Here is a 19,581-nt window from a genome sequence, read left to right on the forward strand (position 1 = left end):
ACATAATAGAACACAGCGCGAACACAAGCGCGCAGGAGCCCTGTTTTGACGAAGCTGAAGCCGACCCCCGTTCATCAGACCCAGAGCGGGGAAATCCGCGTGCGCGGCGCGCGGCAGCATAACCTGAAGAACGTCGATATCGATATTCCCAAGGGAACCCTGACCGTCATCACAGGCCTGTCGGGCTCCGGCAAATCCTCCCTCGCCTTCGACACCATCTATGCCGAGGGCCAGCGGCGCTATGTGGAAAGCCTGTCGGCTTATGCGCGGCAGTTCCTGCAACTGATGCAGAAGCCGGATGTCGACTCGATCGAGGGTCTCTCCCCCGCCATCTCGATCGAGCAGAAGACCACCACCCACAATCCGCGCTCCACGGTCGGCACGGTCACGGAGATCCACGACTACATGCGCCTGCTCTGGGCGCGCGCGGGCATCCCCTATTCCCCTGCCACCGGCCTGCCGATCGAGGCGCAGACCATCAGCCAGATGGTCGACCGCGTCCTCGCCATGCCGGCGGGCACGCGCCTGCTGCTGCTGGCGCCCGCCGTGCGTGGCAAGAAGGGCGAATTCAAGAAGGATCTGGCCGAGTTCCAGCGGCGCGGCTTCGAGCGCGTGAAGATCAATGGGACGCTCATGCGGATCGAGGAGGCGCCCTCCCTCGATAAGCGCAAGAAGCACGATATCGAGGTGGTGGTGGACCGCGTCGTGGTCGGCGCCGAAGGCCTGTCCCAACGGCTGGCGGATTCCTTCGAGACGGCGCTCGCCCTGGCCGATGGCGTGGCCTATGCCGATAACGCCGATGGTGGCGAGCGGACGGTCTTCTCCAGCCGCTATGCCTGCCCCGTCTCCGGCTTCACGCTCGAGGAGATCGAGCCAAGGCTCTTCTCCTTCAACTCTCCGCAGGGGGCCTGCCCCGTCTGCGATGGCCTGGGCACGGAAAGCTTCTTCGACCCCCATCTTGCCGTGCCGGATGACGGCCGCAGTCTGGCGGATGGCGCGATCGCGCCCTGGGCCGGCAATGGCGCGGCCTATTACGACCAGACCCTGGAGAGCCTGGCCCGCCACTTCAAGGTCAAGATGACGACGCCATGGCGGGACCTGCCATCCGCTGTGCAGGACGCCATCATGAACGGAACCCGCGACGTGGTGACCCTCAGCTACAAGGACGGCCTCCGCAAATACGACGTCAAGAAGCCGTTCGAGGGCGTGCTGCCCAACCTCGCCCGGCGGCTGCGGGAGAGCGACAACCCCTGGGTGCGCGAGGATCTCTCCCGTTATCAGGCGGAGCAGCCCTGCCATGCCTGCCGTGGCGCCCGGCTGAAGCCGGAGGCGCTTTCCGTCCGCTGCGCCGACCTCAACATCGCCGAGGCGAGCGATCTCTCGATCCGCAAGGCCCTGCCCTGGTTCCAGGGCGTGGAAGCGCAACTGACGCCGCAGCGGGCCGAGATCGCGCGGCGGATCCTGAAGGAGATCATCGACCGGCTGCGGTTCCTGCTGGATGTGGGGTTGGACTACCTGACCCTGGCCCGCAATTCAGCGACCCTCTCGGGCGGCGAGAGCCAGCGTATCCGTCTGGCATCCCAGATCGGTTCCGGCCTGACGGGGGTGCTTTATGTGCTGGATGAGCCGTCGATCGGGCTGCACCAGCGGGATAATGAGCGGCTGCTGACCACGCTCCGGCGGCTGCGCGACCTCGGTAATACCGTGCTGGTGGTCGAACACGACGAGGATGCCATCCGCAGCGCGGACCATCTGATCGATATCGGCCCGGCCGCCGGTGCCGGTGGAGGCCGCGTGATCGCCCAGGGCACCCCCGCCGAGGTTCAGGCCAACCCGAAAAGCGTCACCGGCGCCTATCTCTCGGGCCGCCGCAGCATCCCCGTGCCGGAAAAGCGCCGGCAGCCGGACAAGAAGCGCATGCTGCGCGTGGTGGGGGCCACGGGCAACAACCTGCATGACCTGACGGCCTCGCTGCCCCTTGGCACCTTCACCTGCGTTACCGGCGTCTCCGGTGGCGGCAAGTCTACCTTCGTCATCGAGACCCTCTACAAGGCCGCCGCGCGGCGGCTGATGGGCGCAGGCACCGTGCCGGCGCCGCATGAGCGGATCGAGGGCCTGGAGCATCTCGATAAGATCATCGACATCGACCAGTCGCCGATCGGCCGCACGCCGCGTTCCAATCCAGCCACTTACACAGGTTTGTTCGCCCCGATCCGCGACTGGTTCGCAGAACTGCCGGACAGCCGCGCGCGGGGCTACAAGGCCGGGCGCTTCAGCTTCAACGTCAAGGGCGGCCGCTGCGAGGCCTGCCAGGGTGACGGCGTGCTGAAGATCGAGATGCACTTCCTGCCGGATGTCTACGTTACCTGCGACACCTGCAAGGGCAAGCGCTATAACCGCGAGACCCTGGAAGTAAAGTTCCGCGGCAAATCCATCTCTGACGTCCTTGAAATGACAGTGGAAGAAGGGCTGGAGTTCTTTTCGGCCGTTCCCGCCATCCGGGAAAAGCTGCGCGTGCTGAAGGAGGTGGGGCTCGGTTATATCCATCTCGGCCAGCAGGCGACGACGCTCTCCGGCGGCGAGGCGCAGCGCATCAAGCTGTCGAAGGAACTCTCCCGCCGCGCGACGGGCCGCACGCTCTACATCCTGGACGAGCCGACCACCGGCCTGCATTTCGAGGATGTGCGGAAGCTGCTGGAAGTGCTCCACCAATTGGTGGACCAGGGCAATACGGTCGTGGTGATCGAGCACAACCTGGAGGTCATCAAGACCGCCGACTGGATCCTGGATCTCGGGCCGGAAGGCGGCGACGGCGGCGGGCGCGTGGTGGCTGAGGGTACGCCCGAGGATGTCGCGCGGGCATCCGGCAGCCATACCGGCCGGTTCCTGGCGCCGCTCCTGCCTGAACTGGCAGCCAAACCGACACCGAAGCGGGCACGCAAGGCCGGCTAAACAAAAGGGCGCTTCCGGACCGGAGGCGCCCTTGCTGCTTCAGCGGTTGAAGCGGATCGGAACCACCAGTTCCAGCACATCGCCCGGCATATCCGCCGGCAAGGGCGGGAGGGCGGCGCGCTGGATCAGCTCGCCCGCCGCCCGGTCCAGCACCGCGTCGCCCGAGCTCTGCGTGATGCGCCATGCCAGCAGGGCGCCGTCACGCCGCATCCGGAAGTAGAGCATGACCACATCGTTCCGGTTCCGCCGGACCGTCGTGCCCATCACGTGACGCTTGGCTCGCTCCAGCGCGGCTGAGAGGCGGTCGGTGTAGTTGGAGGTGACGCCACCAACCATCCGGGGCGCCGCCCGCGGCGCGGGCTGAGCGGAGGATGGCGCGGGCACCGCCGGTGCGGAGCTGGCCTGGGCGGGCGCGGGGGAAGGCGAAGGCGAAGGTGCTGCCGGCGCGGTTCTCCGGAGCGGAGCGGGCGACAGCTTGGGGGCGGCCGCCCGGACGGGGGGCGGCGGCGGCGGCGCGGGCGGTGGTGGCGGGATATCGGCGACTTCCAAGGGCACCTCGTCGGGTGCCACGGCCTGCTGCACCTCCTGCGGCTGCACGGACTGCACGACTTCGGGCGGCGCCAGATCTGGCGGAGGCTCGGCGGTCACCGCTTCTGGCGGGGGCGGTTCAACGGCGGCGACCGGCTCGGGCGAGGTGACGGCCACCGGTGGCGGCTCGGCAGTCGCGACGGCCGCATCCGGCGAGACAGCCTGCACCTGCTCCATCGCCGGCGTGGCCTCGGTCGCCTCCATCGCTGGCATGGGAGGAGCCGCCGCCATCTCCAGCGGGATGATCTCGGGGCCGGCGGGCTGCGGGACGGAATGTGGCAGGCCATAGATCAGGAAAGCCAGGGCGCCGCCATGCAGCAGGGCCGATGCGCCCCAGCCGAGCAGGCGGAAGCCCGATCCGCCCTCCTTCTGCGGAATGGCGATGGATGTCATCGCTGGCCTCCGTTCAGCGGGCCTGGACCACCGGCGCGCCCGGCTCGACCTCGGCGATCAGGGAGACCCGGCTGATGCCGGCCTGCGTCACGCGGCCCATCACGCGCAGCACTTCGCCATAGGGCGCCGCGCGGTCGCCCCGGACATAGACCGGCGCTTCCGGGTCCTCCTGGTGCAACTGGCTCAGGCGGGCCGGCAGTTCGGCGGCGGGAATCTCTTCCTTGGCCAGGAAGACGCGGCCATCGACGGTCACCGTCAGCACCACGGGCGGCTTCGGCGCGGCGGCGCGGGGGGCAGCCGTTTTCGGGAGCTCAACGGGAACGCCAACCACCATCATGGGCGCCGCGACCATGAAGATGATCAACAGCACGAGCATGACGTCGACCAGCGGCGTGACGTTCATATCCGCCATGGGCAGCGCAGAATCGTCATCATCCTGGGCAAAGTTCATGCCGGAAAAGGCCATGCCTCCTACTCCGCCGCCGCGTGCGCGCGGCTCGCGACGTGGCCCTGAACGGGCGGGCGGCGGGAGAGATTTGCGGCCAGCTCCGAGGCAGCGCCATTCGCCTCCTGCCGCAGCCGGCCGAGCCGCACCATCAGGCGGTTATAGGCGATGACCGCAGGAATGGCGGCGACCAGGCCGATGGCGGTCGCGAAGAGCGCCTCGGCAATGCCAGGGGCGACCACCGCGAGGCTGGTGTCATTGCTGCGGGCGATACCCGCGAAACTGTTCATGATGCCCCAAACCGTGCCGAAGAGCCCGATGAAGGGGGCAACGGCGCCCGTGGTAGCCAGGAAGGGCAGGCCCGGCTCGGCCCGGCGGAACTGGGCAAGGATGGCGCCACGCATGGCATGCTCGATCCGGTGCCGATACTCGCCCCGGCTTTCGCCGGCTTCGCGGCCATCGCGCCATTCCCGCGCGCCGGCGCGCAGGGCCTGGGCTGTCAGCCCCTCTCCCTGCGGCGTGACGGAGGCACCGGGCACCGCTGCGGCCGCCAGCAGCCGTACCTGGCTGTTGATCCGGGAGAGGAGGACCGACTTTTCGATTACGATGGCCCAGCAGATCACCGAAGCCAGGACCAGGGCGATCATCACCCCCTTCACCACCCAGTCGGCCTGCAGGAAGAGGCCGAGCATGGAGAGGTCCGGCCCCGCGTGCAGGACGGGCTCCAGATTCACGGCGGTCTCGGCGGAAGCGATCGCCGTATCGGTCGGATTCATCGCGACCTCCTTACTTATCGAATGACACGCCGTTGACGCGGGACGAGAGCGTGAGCCGGGGCAGGCAGTCGGCCCGCCCCTCGGGCGTCGGGCCGCAGGCCAGCACGTCGTTCAGCAGCACGGAGCCGATGCTGTCGCAGCCCAGCCCCACGAGGTCGAAGATCCGCGCCTGCGTCTTGTTCTCGGGCAAAGGACCGATATCCAGCGCGAGGCGACGCGCGATGACGCCGTCCTTGCCGAACATCAGCAGATCCAGGCGAAGCGGATTGATGGCCTCGGATGTGGGATTGCGGGCCACCATCCAGACCCGGCAGTTCTCGCCCTGCGGCTCAAGCCGGTTCAGTTCGATGCCGAGACTCTGGGCCTGCTGCGCGGCGGCTGGCGCGGCCCAGCCGGAGGCGGCCAGGGCCAGTGTGCAGAAGGCCAGGGCGGGCATGGAACGGCGCATCGTGACTCCCGATGGGCAGCGGTGATGTAGTGGCTTATGGCCCGACTGCGACGCATGTGCAATGCGAATGACTCGCAATTTCGGCTTAGCTGTCCCGACTCGGGGCTCTTAGTGCCGTCCCAGGTGAATCAGGGAGGGCAGGCGCGCTACGGCTTCCGGCCGCGGCAGAGCTTCCATCTGGCCGAGGTGCCTCGGAAAGGCTTCAAGCAACCGCGACGGGTCGTAGGTCAGGGGCTCCCAGTGCCGGTCCATGAAGCCCATGGCCGCCTCCCAGTCCGTCGGCAAGTGACGCTCGTTGCGATAAACCAGCACCTCGTCCCGGCCGCTGCCGGCATAGAAGTCCCGCATCCGGTGATCGATAGGGACGGCGTCGTCATCAACGGCGAAGCGGCCCGACGGCCCGGCATGAAAGTCGAAGGCCGCGCAGGGAATGCCATAGGCCTCCGCCACGGCCAGCGCATGGAGGCTGGTGCTGAGCACCCGCCGGCAGGCCAGGATATCTTCCACCCGCGCCCTCACCTGCCCGATCCCGCGCTCGACCACGGTGTTGAGCAGAATGACGGAGCCGCGCATCTCCTCCGGGATCGAGTAACGGAGGAATTCCGCGCGGGCGCGCGCAGCAGGGTCCTTGCTCTCCACCTCACTCAGATGGATCACCACGCCCAGTTCCCACCGCTTGGCGATGTGGCTGGCCGGCCAGAGGCGCGGCAGCAGCCACGCCGGGTCGCCGTAAACATCCGGGACCGCATAGCCGCTTCGGCGCAACAGGGCGGCGCTGAAGGGCCCGCGGAGAGCATGTGGCATGAAACGGGTGAATGCCGGATGCTGGAAGCCGTCCGGGACACGGAAGCCGGAGGACCTGCCCCCGAAGCCGGCGCCCCAGATATCGACCCGGCCAAAGCGCTGCTTCTGGCCGATGGTCCCCACAGTAATCAGTCGTTGCCGGAGGGAGGTGGTGGGGGCGTATTCCACTGGCTCGCCGGTATGGGCAGCGACGATGATGGGGCCGAACAGGTCCCCCATATTGCCGAACTGCCCACCCCGCATCCAGTTCATCCGCATCTGACACCCGCCTTTGTTGAGGTGCGACCTGCCGGGCAAATGCTCGCGTGGCAAGGGTGCGAAACGGCATCCCGGCAATCCTGGGTCACTTCCTGCGGAGGAAGTCAGGAAGCCGGTGCAAAGGCTCCAGCAGGCTGGCCTGGATCCCAGGCAGGGAGATGTTGGTATATTTGGGGGGGATGGTGCCGACGCCCGGGATTGAACCGGGGACCTACTGATTACGAATCAGTTGCTCTACCGCTGAGCTACGTCGGCCGACGGCGGCTATCTAGCGGGCCGCTTGTCCGAGGGCAACTCCCCTCCTGCGCATCAGGCGCAAGAAATGTCAGGGCGAAGCTTTCCGGGTGCAGCCGTGGCGGGGCAGGTTCCGCCGATTTCCGCGGCAACGCCTCTCCATCGCTGGCCAGATAGGCGCCGGCCTGACCGGCAAGCCGGCCAGGACCATCCTTAGTGCACCAGCAGCGGAACCATCTCGTGCTGCAGGATGGCGGCGGTCGCCAGGGACGCATCGGGCGCCGCACCGATCTGCGTGCCATCCGCGGAATAGATGGCCACGATCTGGGCTCCATCGACCACCACCGGACGGATATAGGCGATCTGCTCCGCGCCGAAGCGGGCCCACTCGGCGGGCGCCAGGTGCCGCAGCGCATCGGCGGCAGTGACAGAGCGGATCATGGTGTCCTTGTTCATCGTCGTGACTCCTGTTGCCGGCCTTCACGAGGCCCGGCTCGCGGCCGGCTGGTGCCGCACCGCAGTGAATCCTTGTCAGGCGTCGCTCTTGGAAGCCAACGCCTGAAAGGCATCAGGTTTGCACGCCCCCCGCTCCGGCAGGCGGAAGCTCAGGGGAGCGACTCCTCCTCATCGGCCGCCGAGCCATGCACGAGCGGGCGACCGCCCTGCCCTCCTCGCATGCCGATATGGATCGACTTCACCCGCACTTCCGGCTGAGGCCGCTTCAGGTCGATATGCAGCAGCCCGTTATCAAGCCACGCGCCCTCGACCTCGATACCCTCGGCCAGCACGAAGGCTCTCTGAAACTGGCGGGCGGCGATGCCTCGGTGCAGGAAGATGCGGCCTTCCGTCTCATCCCGCTGCTTGCCCCGGACCACCAGCTGATTGTCCTCCTGCGTCAGCTGCAGGTCGTCCATGCTAAAGCCGGCCACAGCCAGGGTGATGCGGAGGCGATTCTCGCCGGTTTGCTCGATATTATAAGGGGGATAGCCGTCCGAGTTCTTGGCGACGCGGTCGAGCATCTGTTCCAGATGATCGAAGCCGAGAAAAAGTGGGGAACCGAACAACGAAGATCGTGACATGAAAGGCGTAGCCTCCTCATCCGAGAGCGAGACGAAGGCGGAACCCGAAGCACCCCGCCTGACGTGAAATCTTGTTCGCTTTTGTCCCATTTGCAAGGGGATACGACTGTTGCAGCCTGTGCCCGCGCCCGGCTACAGCACCCCTCTCATGTCCGACGAATCTCTGCTGCCCATCCTCCTTGTCCCCGATAAGCGGCTTCGCACCAAGGCGCGCCCGGTCGGGGACGCCGATATCGACAAGGTGCGGGAACTCGCCCCGCGAATGCTCGCCACCATGTACAAGGCCCCCGGGATCGGCCTGGCTGCGCCGCAGGTCGGGGTCATGCTGCGGATGGCAGTCGTCGATATCCAGAAGGATGACAAGCAGGAACCGCTGGTCCTGATCAATCCGGAGATCGTCGCGCGCAGCACCGAGCTTTCGACTCGGGAGGAAGGCTGCCTCTCCCTGCCCGACCAGTACGCCGAGGTGACCCGCCCGGCGCGCATCAAGCTGCGCTGGCTCTCGCTGGACGGCAGCCGGAAGGAAATGGAAGCCGACGACCTGCTGGCCACCTGCATCCAGCATGAGCTGGACCACCTGGACGGCGTGCTCTTCGTCGACCACATCTCCGCCCTGAAGCGCAACATGTTGCTGCGTAAGCTGGCCAAGGAGCTGAAGGCCAGGGCGCGGGACCAGGAATGACCCGTCTCCGCCTCGCCTTCATGGGCAGCCCGGATTTCTCGGTGCCGGCGCTGCGCGCGCTGCATGAGGCGGGGCATGAGATCGCGGCGGTCTACTGCCAGCCCCCGCGGCCCTCTGGACGCGGCCAGAAAGAAACCCCCTGTCCCGTCCACCGCGCGGCGCTGGAGCTGGGCCTGGCGGTTCGCACGCCCGCTCGGGTGCGGCGGGATACGGCGGAGCATGAAGCCTTCGCGGCCCTGGATCTCGATGTCGCGGTCGTGGCTGCCTATGGTCTGATCCTGCCGCCGGCGATGCTGGAGGCGCCCCGGCGTGGCTGCCTGAATATTCATGCCTCTCTGCTGCCGCGCTGGCGTGGCGCCGGGCCGATCCAGGCCGCGATCCTCGCCGGCGATACCGAGAGCGGCATCACCATCATGCGGATGGAAGAGGGGCTCGACACCGGCCCGATGCTGCTGCGTGCCTCCGTTCCCATCGGGCCGCGCACAACCACGCCGGAACTGCATGACGCGCTTGCCACCCTGGGCGGGCCTCTGGTGCTGCGGGCGCTGGAAGAGAACCCCAACCCCATCCCCCAGCCAGAAGAAGGCGTCACCTACGCTCCCAAGCTGGGCAAGGAGGATGGGCGGCTGGACTGGTCGCAGGATGCCGCCTCCCTGGACCGCCGGGTGCGGGCCCTGAACCCCTGGCCCGGCACCTTCTTCCGCCACGGCGAGGATGTGATCCGCGTGCTCGCCGCCACGCCGGAAGCGAGTTCCTCCGGCGCGGCCCCCGGCACGGTTCTGGATGGCGAGCCTCGCGTGGCCTGCGGCAGCGGTGTGCTGCGGCTGACAAGCCTGCAGCGGGCCGGCCGTGGCGCCATGCCGGCCGATGCCTTCCTGCGCGGCTATTCCATGTCGCCCGGCAGCGTGCTGGGCTGAATGCCGCGCTACGCCCTGCTGCTGGAATATGACGGCGCGCCTTTCTGCGGCTGGCAGAGGCAGACCAATGCCCTTTCTGTCCAGCAGGTTCTGGAGGAAGCCGCCGCGCCCCTGAACGGCGGCGTGCTGCCGGAGACCGTGGCCTCCGGTCGGACCGATGCGGGGGTGCATGCCGAGGGTCAGGTGGTGCAGATCGAGCTGGCGGCGGACCTGCCGCCCGAGCGGGTCCGGGAGGCGCTCAATACCCGCAGCCGCCCCTATCCCGTCGCCGTCCTCAGCGTTGCCCGCGCGCCGGATGAATGGTCGGCCCGCTTCTCCGCCCGCGGCCGGGCCTATCGCTACCGCATCCTCAACCGCCGGCCCCGCCCTGCCCTGGACACCGGCCGTGTCTGGCACGTCCCGCAGCCCCTGGACGCGGCGGCGATGCATGAGGCCGCGCAGATGCTGCTGGGGAAGCACGATTTCTCCGCCTATCGCGCCGCCGCCTGCCAGGCCAAGGACGCCCTGCGCACGCTGGACCAGCTGGATGTCAGCCGCCATGGCCAGGAGGTGGTGATCCACACCGCCGCCCGCAGCTTCCTGCACCATCAGGTCCGCAACATGGTCGGCACGCTGGTGGAGGTGGGGCTCGGCCGCCGCCCCGTGACGTGGCCGCGGCAGATCCTGGATGGTCGGGACCGCACCCGCGCCGGCCAGACGGCTCCGCCGGATGGCCTGACCTTCCTCCGCGCCGAATATCCTGAACCGCCGGACTGGTGCTGAACCCTTGCGGCCATCCGGCGCAGGACGCAGGCTGGCCGCATGTCCGATCGCTTCCAGCGCATCCGCAACCCCGGTGACGAGCGGGAGCGGCTGACCTGCGCCGATTGCGGGTTCATCGCCTATGAGAATCCCAAGATCGTCGCGGGCGCAGTTGTGGAGGCCGAGGGGGGAATCCTGCTCTGCCGCCGCGCCATCCAGCCCCGCGCCGGCTTCTGGACCCTGCCTGCCGGCTTCATGGAAATGGGTGAGACGGTGGAGGAGGCCGCGGCCCGCGAGGCCTGGGAAGAAGCCCAGGCGCGTATCGTCGTGGACGGTGTGCTGGCCGTCTATTCCATCGCCCGGATCGGGCAGGTGCAGATCCTCTTCCGCGCCCGGCTGGCGGAGCCCGGCTGGGCCGCCGGACCCGAGAGCCTGGAGGTGCGCGTCTTCCGGTGGGAGGACATCCCCTGGGCGGAGATAGCCTTCCCTTCTGTCCACTGGGCGCTGAACCACTGGCACGCCACGAAGGGCCAGCCACATGGCCCACCCGCCAGCAATCCGCCGGTGGATCCGCGCGGTATCCGCCCGCTTCCAGGTGATGTTTGATGGAGGAGCAAGATGGTCGGTCGGGGAATGGTAGTGGTGGGCGGACTTGAACCGCCGACCCCGGCATTATGAGTGCCGTGCTCTAACCAGCTGAGCTACACCACCGAACCGTCTTTCCGATCCGCCGCAGCGTCTCGGGTGGCGGCGAATTAAGCTGCCTTGCCGCCGCTGTCAACCGCCCTCGCGGAGGCCTTGATGAAGCCGCCGCCCAGGACGCGGTCGCCATCATACAACACGCAGCCCTGGCCTGGGGCGGCGATGGCGGGCGCCTCCAGCTCCACGCGCATCGTGGCGCTGCCAGCGTCCCAGAATACCGTGGCGGGCTGCGGAACTTCCCGCGCGCGGAGCTTCACTTGGCAGCGGAGCGGAGCCGCTGGCGGAGCCATCAGCCAGTTGACCTCACCCACCGTCACCTCCGGCGCCGCCAGGGCTGCGCGGGGACCGACCACCACTCGTCTCCGCGGCGCATCCAGGGCGGCGACATAGAGCGGCTCCTCGCCGTCCCGTGAAGCCTGACCCAGGCCCCGTCCCTGCCCGACGGTGAAGCGGGCGATGCCCTGGTGGGTGCCCAGCACGCGGCCATCGACATGCTCGATGCTGCCGGGCTGCGCCGCTTCCGGGCGAATGTCCGCGACGATCTCGTGGTAGTTGCCGCGCGGCACGAAGCAGATGTCCTGGCTGTCCGGCTTCGCGGCCACATTCAGGCCGAGACGCGCGGCTTCCGCCCTCACCTCGGCCTTGGAAGCATAGCTCCCCAGCGGAAAATGGCTGAAGGCCAGTTGTTCCGGCGTGGTGGCGAAGAGGAAGTAGGACTGGTCGCGCGACGGATCGACGGCCCGGTGCAGCTCCGGCCCCTGAGGCCCATCGACACGCCGGACGTAGTGACCGGTGGCCAGCGCCTCGGCCCCCAGATCCTTCGCCAGTTCCACCAGGTCGGTGAACTTCACGGTCTGGTTGCAGCGGATGCAGGGTACCGGCGTCTCGCCCCGCGCGTAGGAGTCGGCGAAATCCTCGATCACGGCGCGGCGGAAGCGGCTCTCCCGGTCCAGCACGTAATGGGGGATGTCCAGCCGGTCCGCCACGTCACGGGCATCGTGGATGTCCTGGCCGGCGCAGCAGGCACCCTTCCTCTGCACCGCCTCACCATAGTCGTAGAGCTGCAGCGTGGCGCCGATGACGTCATGACCGGCCTCCTTCAGCAGCCCGGCGACGACGGAGGAATCCACCCCGCCGGACATGGCGACCAGAATCCTCATCGCCCCGCCTCCAGCCCCATCTGCCAGAACGCGGCCTCCAGCCGGGCGGCCTCGCTGAAGGTGGCGGAGAGGGAGGCGAATCGCGCCTCCCCGCCATGGCTCACGCCCAGCGCGTCCAGCCGCTCAGCGGCAGTGGCGGCCACGGCCTGGTAGTCGGGGGAGGCATAGGCCCCGATCCAGCTTTCATAGGGGTTGTCGCCGCGCCGGCGGCCGGGATGGGCCTCGATCCGCCGCGCGATCTCGCCATAGCCGATCGTGCAGGGCGCCAGGGCCACTTCGAGGTCGAGGATATCCCCGGCCATGCCGCGGTCGAGCACCCAGCGAGTGTAGGAAACTGTCTCCGGCGCCTCCACCTGCGCCAGCACATCGGCCTCCGAGAGGCCCCAGTCGGCGCAATAGGCCAGGTGCATCTGCATCTCGGCCAGGATCGAACTGAGGCCCGCGGCCTTGCCACGCAGCGCCGGCAGGCTTTCCGCCTTGAAGGCGGCCAGCGCCTTGGCGCGCGCGAACTGGATCAGGAAGAGCCAGTCCTGCACGAGGTAGCGCTGGAAGGCCGGCAGAGGCAGCGTGCCCTCCGCCAGCCCTTGCACGAAGGGATGCCAGCAATAGGCATCCCAGCGAGCCGCGCAGGCTTCCCGCAGCCGCTGCGTCAGCCCGCCGGGCACTCCGTAGGGCGACGGGAATGCCATGGTCAGGCGTGCCGGCTGCCGGCCGGCAGCTTCACCACCAGCCCGTCCAGCTCCTCGGTCATGATGAGCTGGCAACCCAGTCGGGATGTCTCCTGCAGATCGAAGGCGAGGTCGAGCATGTCCTCCTCATCCTCCGTCGGCTCCACCAGCTTGGGGAACCAGGATGGGTCGACGATCACATGGCAGGTGGAGCAGGCCAGGCTGCCCTCGCAGGCACCCTCGATGTCCACGCCATGGCGGTGCGCGATCTCCAGTACGGAGAGGCCCAAGGGCGCTTCGACCTCGCGACGGGAACCATCGCGCTCGATGAAGGTCATCTTCGGCATCGCCGTCTCTCTACTCCGCCGCGTTTCGGGTTTCGGACAGGACCTGACGCCAGGCACGGCCCAGTGCTGCCGCTGCGAGGTCCATATCGGCCGGCGAGGTAAAGCGTCCGATGCCGATCCGCAAGCTTGACCTTGCGGCCGCCTCCGGCACGCCGATGGCACGCAGCACATAGGAGGGTTCCACCTCGGCCGAGGAGCAGGCCGAGCCGGTGGAAACGCAGAGCTCATCCGCCGCTGCCGCCATCAGCGCCTGTGCCGTGACGCCGCCGGGGAAAGCGATGTTCAGGTTGCCCGGCACGCGCTGCCCGGCTCCGCCGTTCAGCACCAGTCCCGGCACCTCCTGCTGCAAAGCCGCCCAGAGACGGTCGCGCTGGGCCCGTATCCGCCCGGCATCCAGCGCCGCCTCCGCCGCCGCGATCCGCGCCGCCTCACCCAGCCCCACCAGCAGCGGCGCCGGCAGGGTGCCGGAGCGCAGCCCTCTCTCCTGTCCGCCGCCGGAGAAAAGCGGCGCCAGCCGTACCCGCGGCCGGCGCCTGACATAGAGAGCACCGACACCCTTGGGGCCGTAGATCTTGTGGCCGGAGATGGAGACGAGGTCGGCGGGCAGAGTGCCGACATCCAGCGCGATCCGCCCCACGCCCTGGGCGGCATCGGTATGGAACAGCGCGCCGGCCTCCTTGCTCAGGGCAGCCAGCACCGGCAGGTCCTGCACCGTGCCGATCTCGTTGTTCACGGCCATGACGGAGACCAGCAGGGTCGGCTCGCGCAGCGCCTCCCGCAGCACCTCAGCCGCCAGCAGCCCGTCGGGACCGACCGGCAGCACCACCGGCTCGAAGCCTTCCGCGGCCAGGTCACGCACGCTCTCCAGCACGCATTTATGCTCGGTGACGACGGTGATGACCCGGCGGCGCGAATCACCCTGAGCCGCCGCGAAGCGGGCCGCGCCCTTGATGGCGAGATTATTCGATTCCGTCGCGCCAGAGGTGAAGATGATCTCCCGCGCTTCCGCGCCGATCAGCGCTGCGACCTGGGCCCGGGCTGCCTCCACCGCCTCCTCGGCCGCCCGGCCCATCATGTGCTCGATGCTGTGGGGATTGGCGAAGTTCTCTTCCCACCACGGGCGCATGGCCGCGAGGACACGCGGGTCCAGCGGCGTGGTCGCATGGTTGTCGAGATAGATGGGGCGGTTGCTGATGGGCATGGTGGGACTCTGTGTCGGCGAGGTTGCCGGGTTCCAATGCTCAGGCGGCGCGGCGGTCCAGGCGGGCGCGCAGGGCAGCATGGGCTTCCAGGAACCGTTCGGCCACATCCTCCGGCGCGTTCCAGGGCAGCGAGATGCGAATGGCGGAACCGGCCTGCTGCGGCGGCACGCCCATCGCCAGCAGGACATGGCTGGCCGCCACTTTTCCCGAAGAGCAGGCAGAGCCGGAGGAGACCCGCATCCCCGCCAGATCCAGCGCGATCACCTGCGTCTCCGCCGGGGTGCCCGGCAGCAGCAGACATGTGGTGTTGGGCAGGCGCGGCGCCCCGGCGCCAAGCACAGGTAGGCCGGTCCCGGCCTCGATCGCATCGCGCAGCACGGCCAGACGACCGGCAAGGGCAGGGTCGGCTGCCTCCGCCGCCGCGCCGAATCCCGCGATGGCGGGCAGGCTCTCGGTCCCGCCACGGCGCCCGCGTTCCTGGCCGCCACCGGGCAGCAGCGGCGCGAGATCCAGACCCGGGCGCACCAGCAGGGCGCCAGCCCCTTTCGGGCCGCCCATCTTATGGGCCGAGAGCGCCATGGAATCGGCGCCGAGTTCGGTGAGCGAAAGCGGCAGGCGCCCTGCGGCCTGCACGGCATCGACATGCAGCAGCGCGCCGTGGCGCTGGCAGAGCAGCATCACGTCCTGAAGCGGATGCAGCACGCCTGTCTCATTATTGGCGGCCATCACGCAGACCAGGGCCGGGGGGCCTTCCGCCAGGGCTGCTTCCAGGGCGTTCAGGTCGAGCTGCCCGTCAGGCAATACCGGAAGCAGGCCAGCATCGGGAGCCGCGCGCAGCACGGCCGGGTGCTCCGTCGCGCCGACCAGGAGGCGCCGCCCGGAGGCCAGCCCATGGATGGCCATCGCATTGGCTTCCGTGGCGCCGGAGGTGAAGACCACGTCCCGGGGGCGGCAGCCAAAGCGGGCGGCGACCTGCGCGCGCGCGCGCTCCAGCACCCGCCGGGCGGCGCGGCCATCCGCATGGATGGAGGAAGGATTCCCCGGCAGGTCCAGCGCCGCAAGCACCGCCGCGCGTGCCTCCGGCCGCAGCGGTTCCGAGGCATTGGCATCGAGATAGAAGGCCGTCGTCATGACTGTTTCACCGGCAGTGGAGCGGGCGGCATGGCACGGCCGAGCACCTGGCCCGTCACCACATCCGCCAGCGACAGATGATGCAGGAAGAGGCGAATCTGTTCGCCCAGCTCATGCCAGAGGTCATGCGTGCGGCACTGCTGGCCGGCCAGGCAGCCAGGGCTGTCGCTCTCGCAACGGGTGGCGACAATAGGCTCGTCCACCGCCTCGATGATCTCGCCGACGGAGATCTGCGAGGCCGGGCGCCCCAGCCGATAGCCACCGCCGGCACCCCGTGCCGAGGCGACCAGCCCAGCACGGCGGAGTCGCGCGAAAATCTGTTCCAGATAGGCCAGGGAAAGGTGCTGGGCGCCGGCTATCTCCGACAGGCTGATCGGCCGGCAGTGTCCGATCTGATCTGCGTCACATGCATGGCAGTCATCTAGCCCCGCATCCTCGGTCGTGCGGGCGGCCAGCTCGACCAGGGCCATAACCGCATACCGACCGCGTGTTGACAGCCGCATGGCTGGTTTTCTTCCTCATGCCGCTCGCCAGGCGGCGCATAGATTAAATAAGGATTGCCCTGCCGAGAGTGGCGGGACGGTAATTCTGTTATGAAATCGGCGCAGCTTTGCCTATATTGGTGCGGCACCGGGAAGGAGGAAGCCTGTCCCGGGCCCTAAGGCCGACTTAAGAGTCCGACATCCGTGATCCAGGTCACGATGACGGACGCTATTGACCCTGCCACACGCCGTCAACTGCCCGGCCGAGCGACGCCGCGCTGTTGAGGGAAGGACTGTGCGGAGTACCGGCCGAAGGTGGCAGATCCCGTATGCGGCGGGTCCTGGCAAATGGTTTCCCAACCGGGCGCTGCCGCGCCCACCGTACTGGATGCAAGGGGACGATGCCTGAAGTCATGTTCGCCGGGCCTGATGGCCGGCTAGAGGGTCGTTACCACCATTCGAAGCAGCCGAATGCGCCTGTCGCTCTCGTGCTTCATCCCCATCCGCTGCATGGCGGCACGATGAACAACCGCGTGGTCCATGCGCTCTACGGGCGCTTCCAGGACATGGGCTTCTCGGTCCTGCGCTTCAATTTCCGCGGTGTCGGGCGTAGCCAGGGCCGTTATGACGGTGGCATCGGCGAGATTTCGGATGCGGCTGCGGCATTGGACTTCATCCAGGCGGTCAATCCGAATGCCTCGATGCTCTGGGTCGCCGGCTATTCCTTCGGTGCCTATGTGGGGATGCAATTGCTGATGCGCCGGCCGGAGATGGGCGGCTTCGTCTCCATCTCGGCCCCCGCCAGCCACTATGATTTCGGCTTCCTGGCGCCCTGCCCCTGCTCCGGCCTGATCCTGCATGGCCAGGATGACGAGCTGGTGCCGGAGCCGTCGGTGCGGAAGCTGGTGGACAAGCTGAACACCCAGCGCGGTATCGAGATCGACTATCGCGTCATGGAAGGCGCCGGGCATGTCTTCACGCCGCAGCAGACCGAGAAGGTCGCCAATGCTGCCGAGGAGCATGTCCAGACGATGCTGAACCGCACGCGCATGGCCATGGCTGCGGATTGAGCAGCCTCGCCTGTCTCAGTGGCTGAAAAGCCGGGCAGCATCGCGCTGCCCGGCTTTTCTTATGCTTCCGCCGGGATCAACGGCCGGTTCACGCCGGTCAGCTGCCCGCCGCCGAGCGGCTCCGGAACTCCGGTCGTGCCGGGGAAGGTAATCGGCAGGCCGTGCCAGACCCTCGCCGCCAGCACGCCGAAGGCCTGCGCCTCCAGGGCATCGCCGTCCCAGCCAACCACCTCCACTGGCCGCACCGGCTCCGGCAAGGCGCCAGCCAGGGCACGCATCAGCGCCGGATTGCGACGCCCCCCTCCGGCGACCAACCATTGCCGTGGCGGGGCCGGAAACTGGCGGCCGGCGGCAGCGACAGCGCAGGCACAGAAGGTAGCCAGGGTAGCGGCCCCGTCGGCTGGCGGCAGCTCGCCAGCGCCGGCTTCCCGCAAAGCACGGTCGAAATCCAGGCGATCCAGGGATTTCGGCGGCGGTGCCGCCAGGTATGGATGCGCCAGCATGCGCCCGAGGACCGCCCCGTCCGGCAGCCCGGCCAGCGCCAGGCGGCCGTCCCGATCGTAATCCTCGCCGATCGAGCGACGGGCCCAGTCGTCCAGCGGGCCATTGGCCGGGCCGGTATCGAAGGCGATCAGGCGGCCATCCTCGCCGATCCAGGTCACGTTGCCCACACCGCCAAGGTTCAGGATCGCCAGCGGCTTCGGCAGCGAAGTGGCCAGGGCCGCGTGGAAGACCGGCACCAAGGGCGCTCCTTGCCCGCCGGCCGCCACATCGGCGCTGCGGAAGTCATGCGCGACGGCCGTGCCGGTGCGTCGCGCCAGCGCGGTGGCATCGCCGATCTGCCAAGTGCGGCCCTCCCCGGGACGGCCCGCCACCGGGCGGTGCAGGATGGTCTGGCCGTGAAAGCCGATGAGGTCGGCCTCCAGCCCCAGCTTCTCCACCGCCTCGGCATGGCGCTCGGTCAGGCGCCGCTCGCAGTCCAGCAGGAAAGGGTCATCCGCCGGGAGATCCCCGGCCATGTCCAGCAGGCGCCGCAGGTCACGACGTAAGCCCGGGTCATAGGGCAGCGTCAGGCTCGGCCCGAAGCGCCCGATCCTTTCGCCATCCGTCTCTACCCACGCGGCATCCACGCCATCCAGCGAGGTGCCACTCATCAAGCCGATGGTTCGCAGCATGCCCACACTGTGCTAGGGCCGCAGCCCGGGCGGAAGTCCCCCGGGCATAAAGAATAGGTCAGGGCTGCGATGGACGACTTCCTGCAGACCGTGCGCGAGCGCGGATTCATCCACCAGGTGACGGACGAGGCGGCACTCTCCGCCCGGCTGCGGCAAGGGCCCCTCCCCGGCTATATCGGCTTCGATGCCACGGCCGACAGCCTCCATGTCGGCAGCCTCATGCAGATCATGCTGCTGCGCTGGATGCAGAAGACCGGCCACAAGCCCGTCGTGCTGATGGGCGGCGGCACCACCCGCATCGGCGACCCTTCCTTCCGTGACGATGCGCGCCCGCTGCTCACCGACGAGAAGATCGAGGAGAACAAGGCCGGCATCCGCAAGGTCTTCACGCCCTTTCTGAAGTTCGGTGACGGACCGACGGATGCGGTGATGCTCGACAATGCCGCCTGGCTGGATGAGCTGAAATACATCCCGTTCCTGCGTGACTTCGGCCGCCACTTCAGCGTCAACCGGATGCTGACGCTCGACAGCGTGCGTATCCGGCTGGAGCGCGAGCAGTCGCTCAGCTTCCTCGAATTCAACTACATGCTGCTGCAGTCCTACGACTTCGTGGAGCTGCACCGCCGCCACGGCGTCGGGCTGCAGATGGGCGGCTCCGACCAGTGGGGCAATATCATCATGGGCGTGGAGCTGAACCGGCGCGTTGACGGCGCCGAGGTTTTCGGCATCACCACGCCGCTGCTGACCACGGCTTCCGGCGCCAAGATGGGCAAGACGGCTTCCGGGGCGGTCTGGCTGAATGCCGAGCGTCTGTCGCCTTACGACTACTGGCAGTTCTGGCGCAACACGGAGGATGCCGATGTCGGCCGCTTCCTGGCGCTTTTCACGGAGCTGCCGATGGATGAGGTGCGGCGTCTGGCCGCGCTGGGCGGCGCCGAGATCAATGACGCCAAGAAGGTCCTGGCCACCGAGGCGACGACCCTGCTGCACGGCGCCGAAGCCGCCGCGCAGGCCGCCGAGACGGCCCGCCGCGCCTTCGAGGAAGGTCAGGCGGCGGAAACCCTGCCGAGCATCGAGGCCACCCTGCCCGCCCCGGCCATCGACCTCGCGGTGCAGGCCGGCTTCACGGCCAGCAAGGGCGAGGCACGCCGTCTGATCCGCCAGAATGGCCTGCGCCTGAACGACGAGCCGATCGCCGACGAGGCGCTCTCGGTCACCGAGGCGGATCTGCGAAATGGGGCGGCGAAGCTCTCGGCGGGCCGCAAGCGGCACGTGCTGGTGCGGCCGCCGGGCTGACGAGATCTCCGGCGGCATCCTGGGCCGGTGG

General features: G+C 68.3%; 21 protein-coding genes and 2 tRNA genes. 7 read left to right on the plus strand and 16 right to left on the minus strand.

Translation table 11 applies throughout. The annotated features are described in order from the left end of the window. Positions 1-45: 45 nt before the first annotated feature. Positions 46-2,952, plus strand: a complete 2,907-nt coding sequence (gene uvrA, locus IAI58_RS11405; protein ID WP_207447472.1) for an excinuclease ABC subunit UvrA — start codon at positions 46-48, stop codon at positions 2,950-2,952. A gap of 39 nt (positions 2,953-2,991) precedes the next feature. Here the strand turns inward: uvrA and IAI58_RS11410 are convergent, their stop codons facing one another. From IAI58_RS11410 to IAI58_RS11445, 8 genes are all read right to left on the minus strand, one after another. Beyond that, positions 2,992-3,933, minus strand: coding sequence for a TonB family protein (locus IAI58_RS11410; RefSeq protein WP_207447474.1), 942 nt, complete (start codon positions 3,931-3,933; stop codon positions 2,992-2,994). Positions 3,934-3,946: 13 nt separating this feature from the next. After that, complete coding sequence (locus IAI58_RS11415; RefSeq protein WP_207447476.1) at positions 3,947-4,399, minus strand: ExbD/TolR family protein; 453 nt, start codon at positions 4,397-4,399, stop codon at positions 3,947-3,949. 5 nt (positions 4,400-4,404) lie between these two features. Next, on the minus strand, positions 4,405-5,154 hold the full coding sequence (locus tag IAI58_RS11420; protein ID WP_207447477.1) for a MotA/TolQ/ExbB proton channel family protein: 750 nt from the start codon (positions 5,152-5,154) through the stop codon (positions 4,405-4,407). A 10-nt stretch (positions 5,155-5,164) separates the two neighbouring features. Continuing rightward, a complete protein-coding gene (locus IAI58_RS11425; protein ID WP_207447478.1) occupies positions 5,165-5,602 on the minus strand; it encodes a Tat pathway signal protein in 438 nt (145 codons plus the stop codon). A 108-nt stretch (positions 5,603-5,710) separates the two neighbouring features. Next, positions 5,711-6,664, minus strand: a complete 954-nt coding sequence (locus IAI58_RS11430; protein WP_207447479.1) for a polysaccharide pyruvyl transferase family protein — start codon at positions 6,662-6,664, stop codon at positions 5,711-5,713. A 180-nt stretch (positions 6,665-6,844) separates the two neighbouring features. Then, positions 6,845-6,919: transfer RNA gene (locus IAI58_RS11435), tRNA-Thr, on the minus strand. A 192-nt stretch (positions 6,920-7,111) separates the two neighbouring features. Continuing rightward, positions 7,112-7,354 carry a hypothetical protein gene (locus IAI58_RS11440; RefSeq protein WP_207447480.1) on the minus strand — a complete coding sequence of 81 codons (243 nt, stop codon included), beginning with the start codon at positions 7,352-7,354 and terminating at the stop codon, positions 7,112-7,114. Between the two features lie 149 nt (positions 7,355-7,503). After that, complete coding sequence (locus tag IAI58_RS11445) at positions 7,504-7,977, minus strand: Hsp20 family protein (RefSeq protein WP_207447481.1); 474 nt, start codon at positions 7,975-7,977, stop codon at positions 7,504-7,506. A 148-nt stretch (positions 7,978-8,125) separates the two neighbouring features. Here IAI58_RS11445 and def point away from each other — a divergent pair, with 148 nt between their 5' ends. The 4 genes from def to IAI58_RS11465 are packed head-to-tail and all read left to right on the plus strand — an operon-like array spanning position 8,126 to position 10,923. Continuing rightward, complete coding sequence (def, locus tag IAI58_RS11450) at positions 8,126-8,659, plus strand: peptide deformylase (protein ID WP_207447482.1); 534 nt, start codon at positions 8,126-8,128, stop codon at positions 8,657-8,659. Continuing rightward, complete coding sequence (gene fmt / locus IAI58_RS11455; protein WP_207447483.1) at positions 8,656-9,576, plus strand: methionyl-tRNA formyltransferase; 921 nt, start codon at positions 8,656-8,658, stop codon at positions 9,574-9,576. Before def ends, fmt begins: the two co-directional genes overlap by 4 nt. Then, positions 9,577-10,338, plus strand: a complete 762-nt coding sequence (gene truA / locus IAI58_RS11460; protein WP_207447485.1) for a tRNA pseudouridine(38-40) synthase TruA — start codon at positions 9,577-9,579, stop codon at positions 10,336-10,338. Positions 10,339-10,377: 39 nt separating this feature from the next. Continuing rightward, positions 10,378-10,923: an NUDIX domain-containing protein gene (locus IAI58_RS11465; protein ID WP_207447487.1), complete on the plus strand. Its 546-nt coding sequence runs from the start codon at positions 10,378-10,380 to the stop codon at positions 10,921-10,923. A 28-nt stretch (positions 10,924-10,951) separates the two neighbouring features. Here IAI58_RS11465 and IAI58_RS11470 read toward each other — a convergent pair. The 7 genes from IAI58_RS11470 to IAI58_RS11500 all read right to left on the minus strand — a co-directional run bounded on the left by IAI58_RS11470 (position 10,952) and on the right by IAI58_RS11500 (position 15,997). After that, positions 10,952-11,028: transfer RNA gene (locus IAI58_RS11470), tRNA-Met, on the minus strand. Positions 11,029-11,072: 44 nt separating this feature from the next. Continuing rightward, on the minus strand, positions 11,073-12,179 hold the full coding sequence (gene mnmA, locus IAI58_RS11475; RefSeq protein WP_207447489.1) for a tRNA 2-thiouridine(34) synthase MnmA: 1,107 nt from the start codon (positions 12,177-12,179) through the stop codon (positions 11,073-11,075). Further along, positions 12,176-12,868 carry a TenA family protein gene (locus tag IAI58_RS11480; RefSeq protein ID WP_207447491.1) on the minus strand — a complete coding sequence of 231 codons (693 nt, stop codon included), beginning with the start codon at positions 12,866-12,868 and terminating at the stop codon, positions 12,176-12,178. Before IAI58_RS11480 ends, mnmA begins: the two co-directional genes overlap by 4 nt. Positions 12,869-12,870: 2 nt before the next feature. After that, complete coding sequence (locus IAI58_RS11485) at positions 12,871-13,194, minus strand: ferredoxin family 2Fe-2S iron-sulfur cluster binding protein (protein ID WP_207447493.1); 324 nt, start codon at positions 13,192-13,194, stop codon at positions 12,871-12,873. Between the two features lie 10 nt (positions 13,195-13,204). Next, entirely contained in the window at positions 13,205-14,395 is a 1,191-nt protein-coding gene (locus IAI58_RS11490; RefSeq protein WP_207447495.1) for a cysteine desulfurase family protein, read from the minus strand. Between the two features lie 40 nt (positions 14,396-14,435). Then, complete coding sequence (locus IAI58_RS11495) at positions 14,436-15,527, minus strand: cysteine desulfurase family protein (protein ID WP_207447496.1); 1,092 nt, start codon at positions 15,525-15,527, stop codon at positions 14,436-14,438. After that, positions 15,524-15,997: an Rrf2 family transcriptional regulator gene (locus IAI58_RS11500; RefSeq protein ID WP_237182428.1), complete on the minus strand. Its 474-nt coding sequence runs from the start codon at positions 15,995-15,997 to the stop codon at positions 15,524-15,526. Before IAI58_RS11500 ends, IAI58_RS11495 begins: the two co-directional genes overlap by 4 nt. A 413-nt stretch (positions 15,998-16,410) precedes the next feature. Here IAI58_RS11500 and IAI58_RS11505 point away from each other — a divergent pair, with 413 nt between their 5' ends. Beyond that, positions 16,411-17,079: an alpha/beta hydrolase gene (locus IAI58_RS11505; RefSeq protein ID WP_207447498.1), complete on the plus strand. Its 669-nt coding sequence runs from the start codon at positions 16,411-16,413 to the stop codon at positions 17,077-17,079. A 59-nt stretch (positions 17,080-17,138) separates the two neighbouring features. Here the strand turns inward: IAI58_RS11505 and IAI58_RS11510 are convergent, their stop codons facing one another. After that, complete coding sequence (locus IAI58_RS11510; RefSeq protein ID WP_207447648.1) at positions 17,139-18,251, minus strand: anhydro-N-acetylmuramic acid kinase; 1,113 nt, start codon at positions 18,249-18,251, stop codon at positions 17,139-17,141. Between the two features lie 72 nt (positions 18,252-18,323). Here IAI58_RS11510 and tyrS point away from each other — a divergent pair, with 72 nt between their 5' ends. Continuing rightward, the gene (gene tyrS, locus IAI58_RS11515) at positions 18,324-19,550 is read left to right on the plus strand and encodes a tyrosine--tRNA ligase (RefSeq protein ID WP_207447499.1); all 1,227 of its coding nucleotides are present in this window, start codon (positions 18,324-18,326) and stop codon (positions 19,548-19,550) included. Positions 19,551-19,581 lie beyond the last annotated feature (31 nt).

This window comes from Roseomonas marmotae (assembly GCF_017654485.1).
GTDB classification, from domain to species: Bacteria; Pseudomonadota; Alphaproteobacteria; order Acetobacterales; family Acetobacteraceae; genus Pseudoroseomonas; species Pseudoroseomonas marmotae.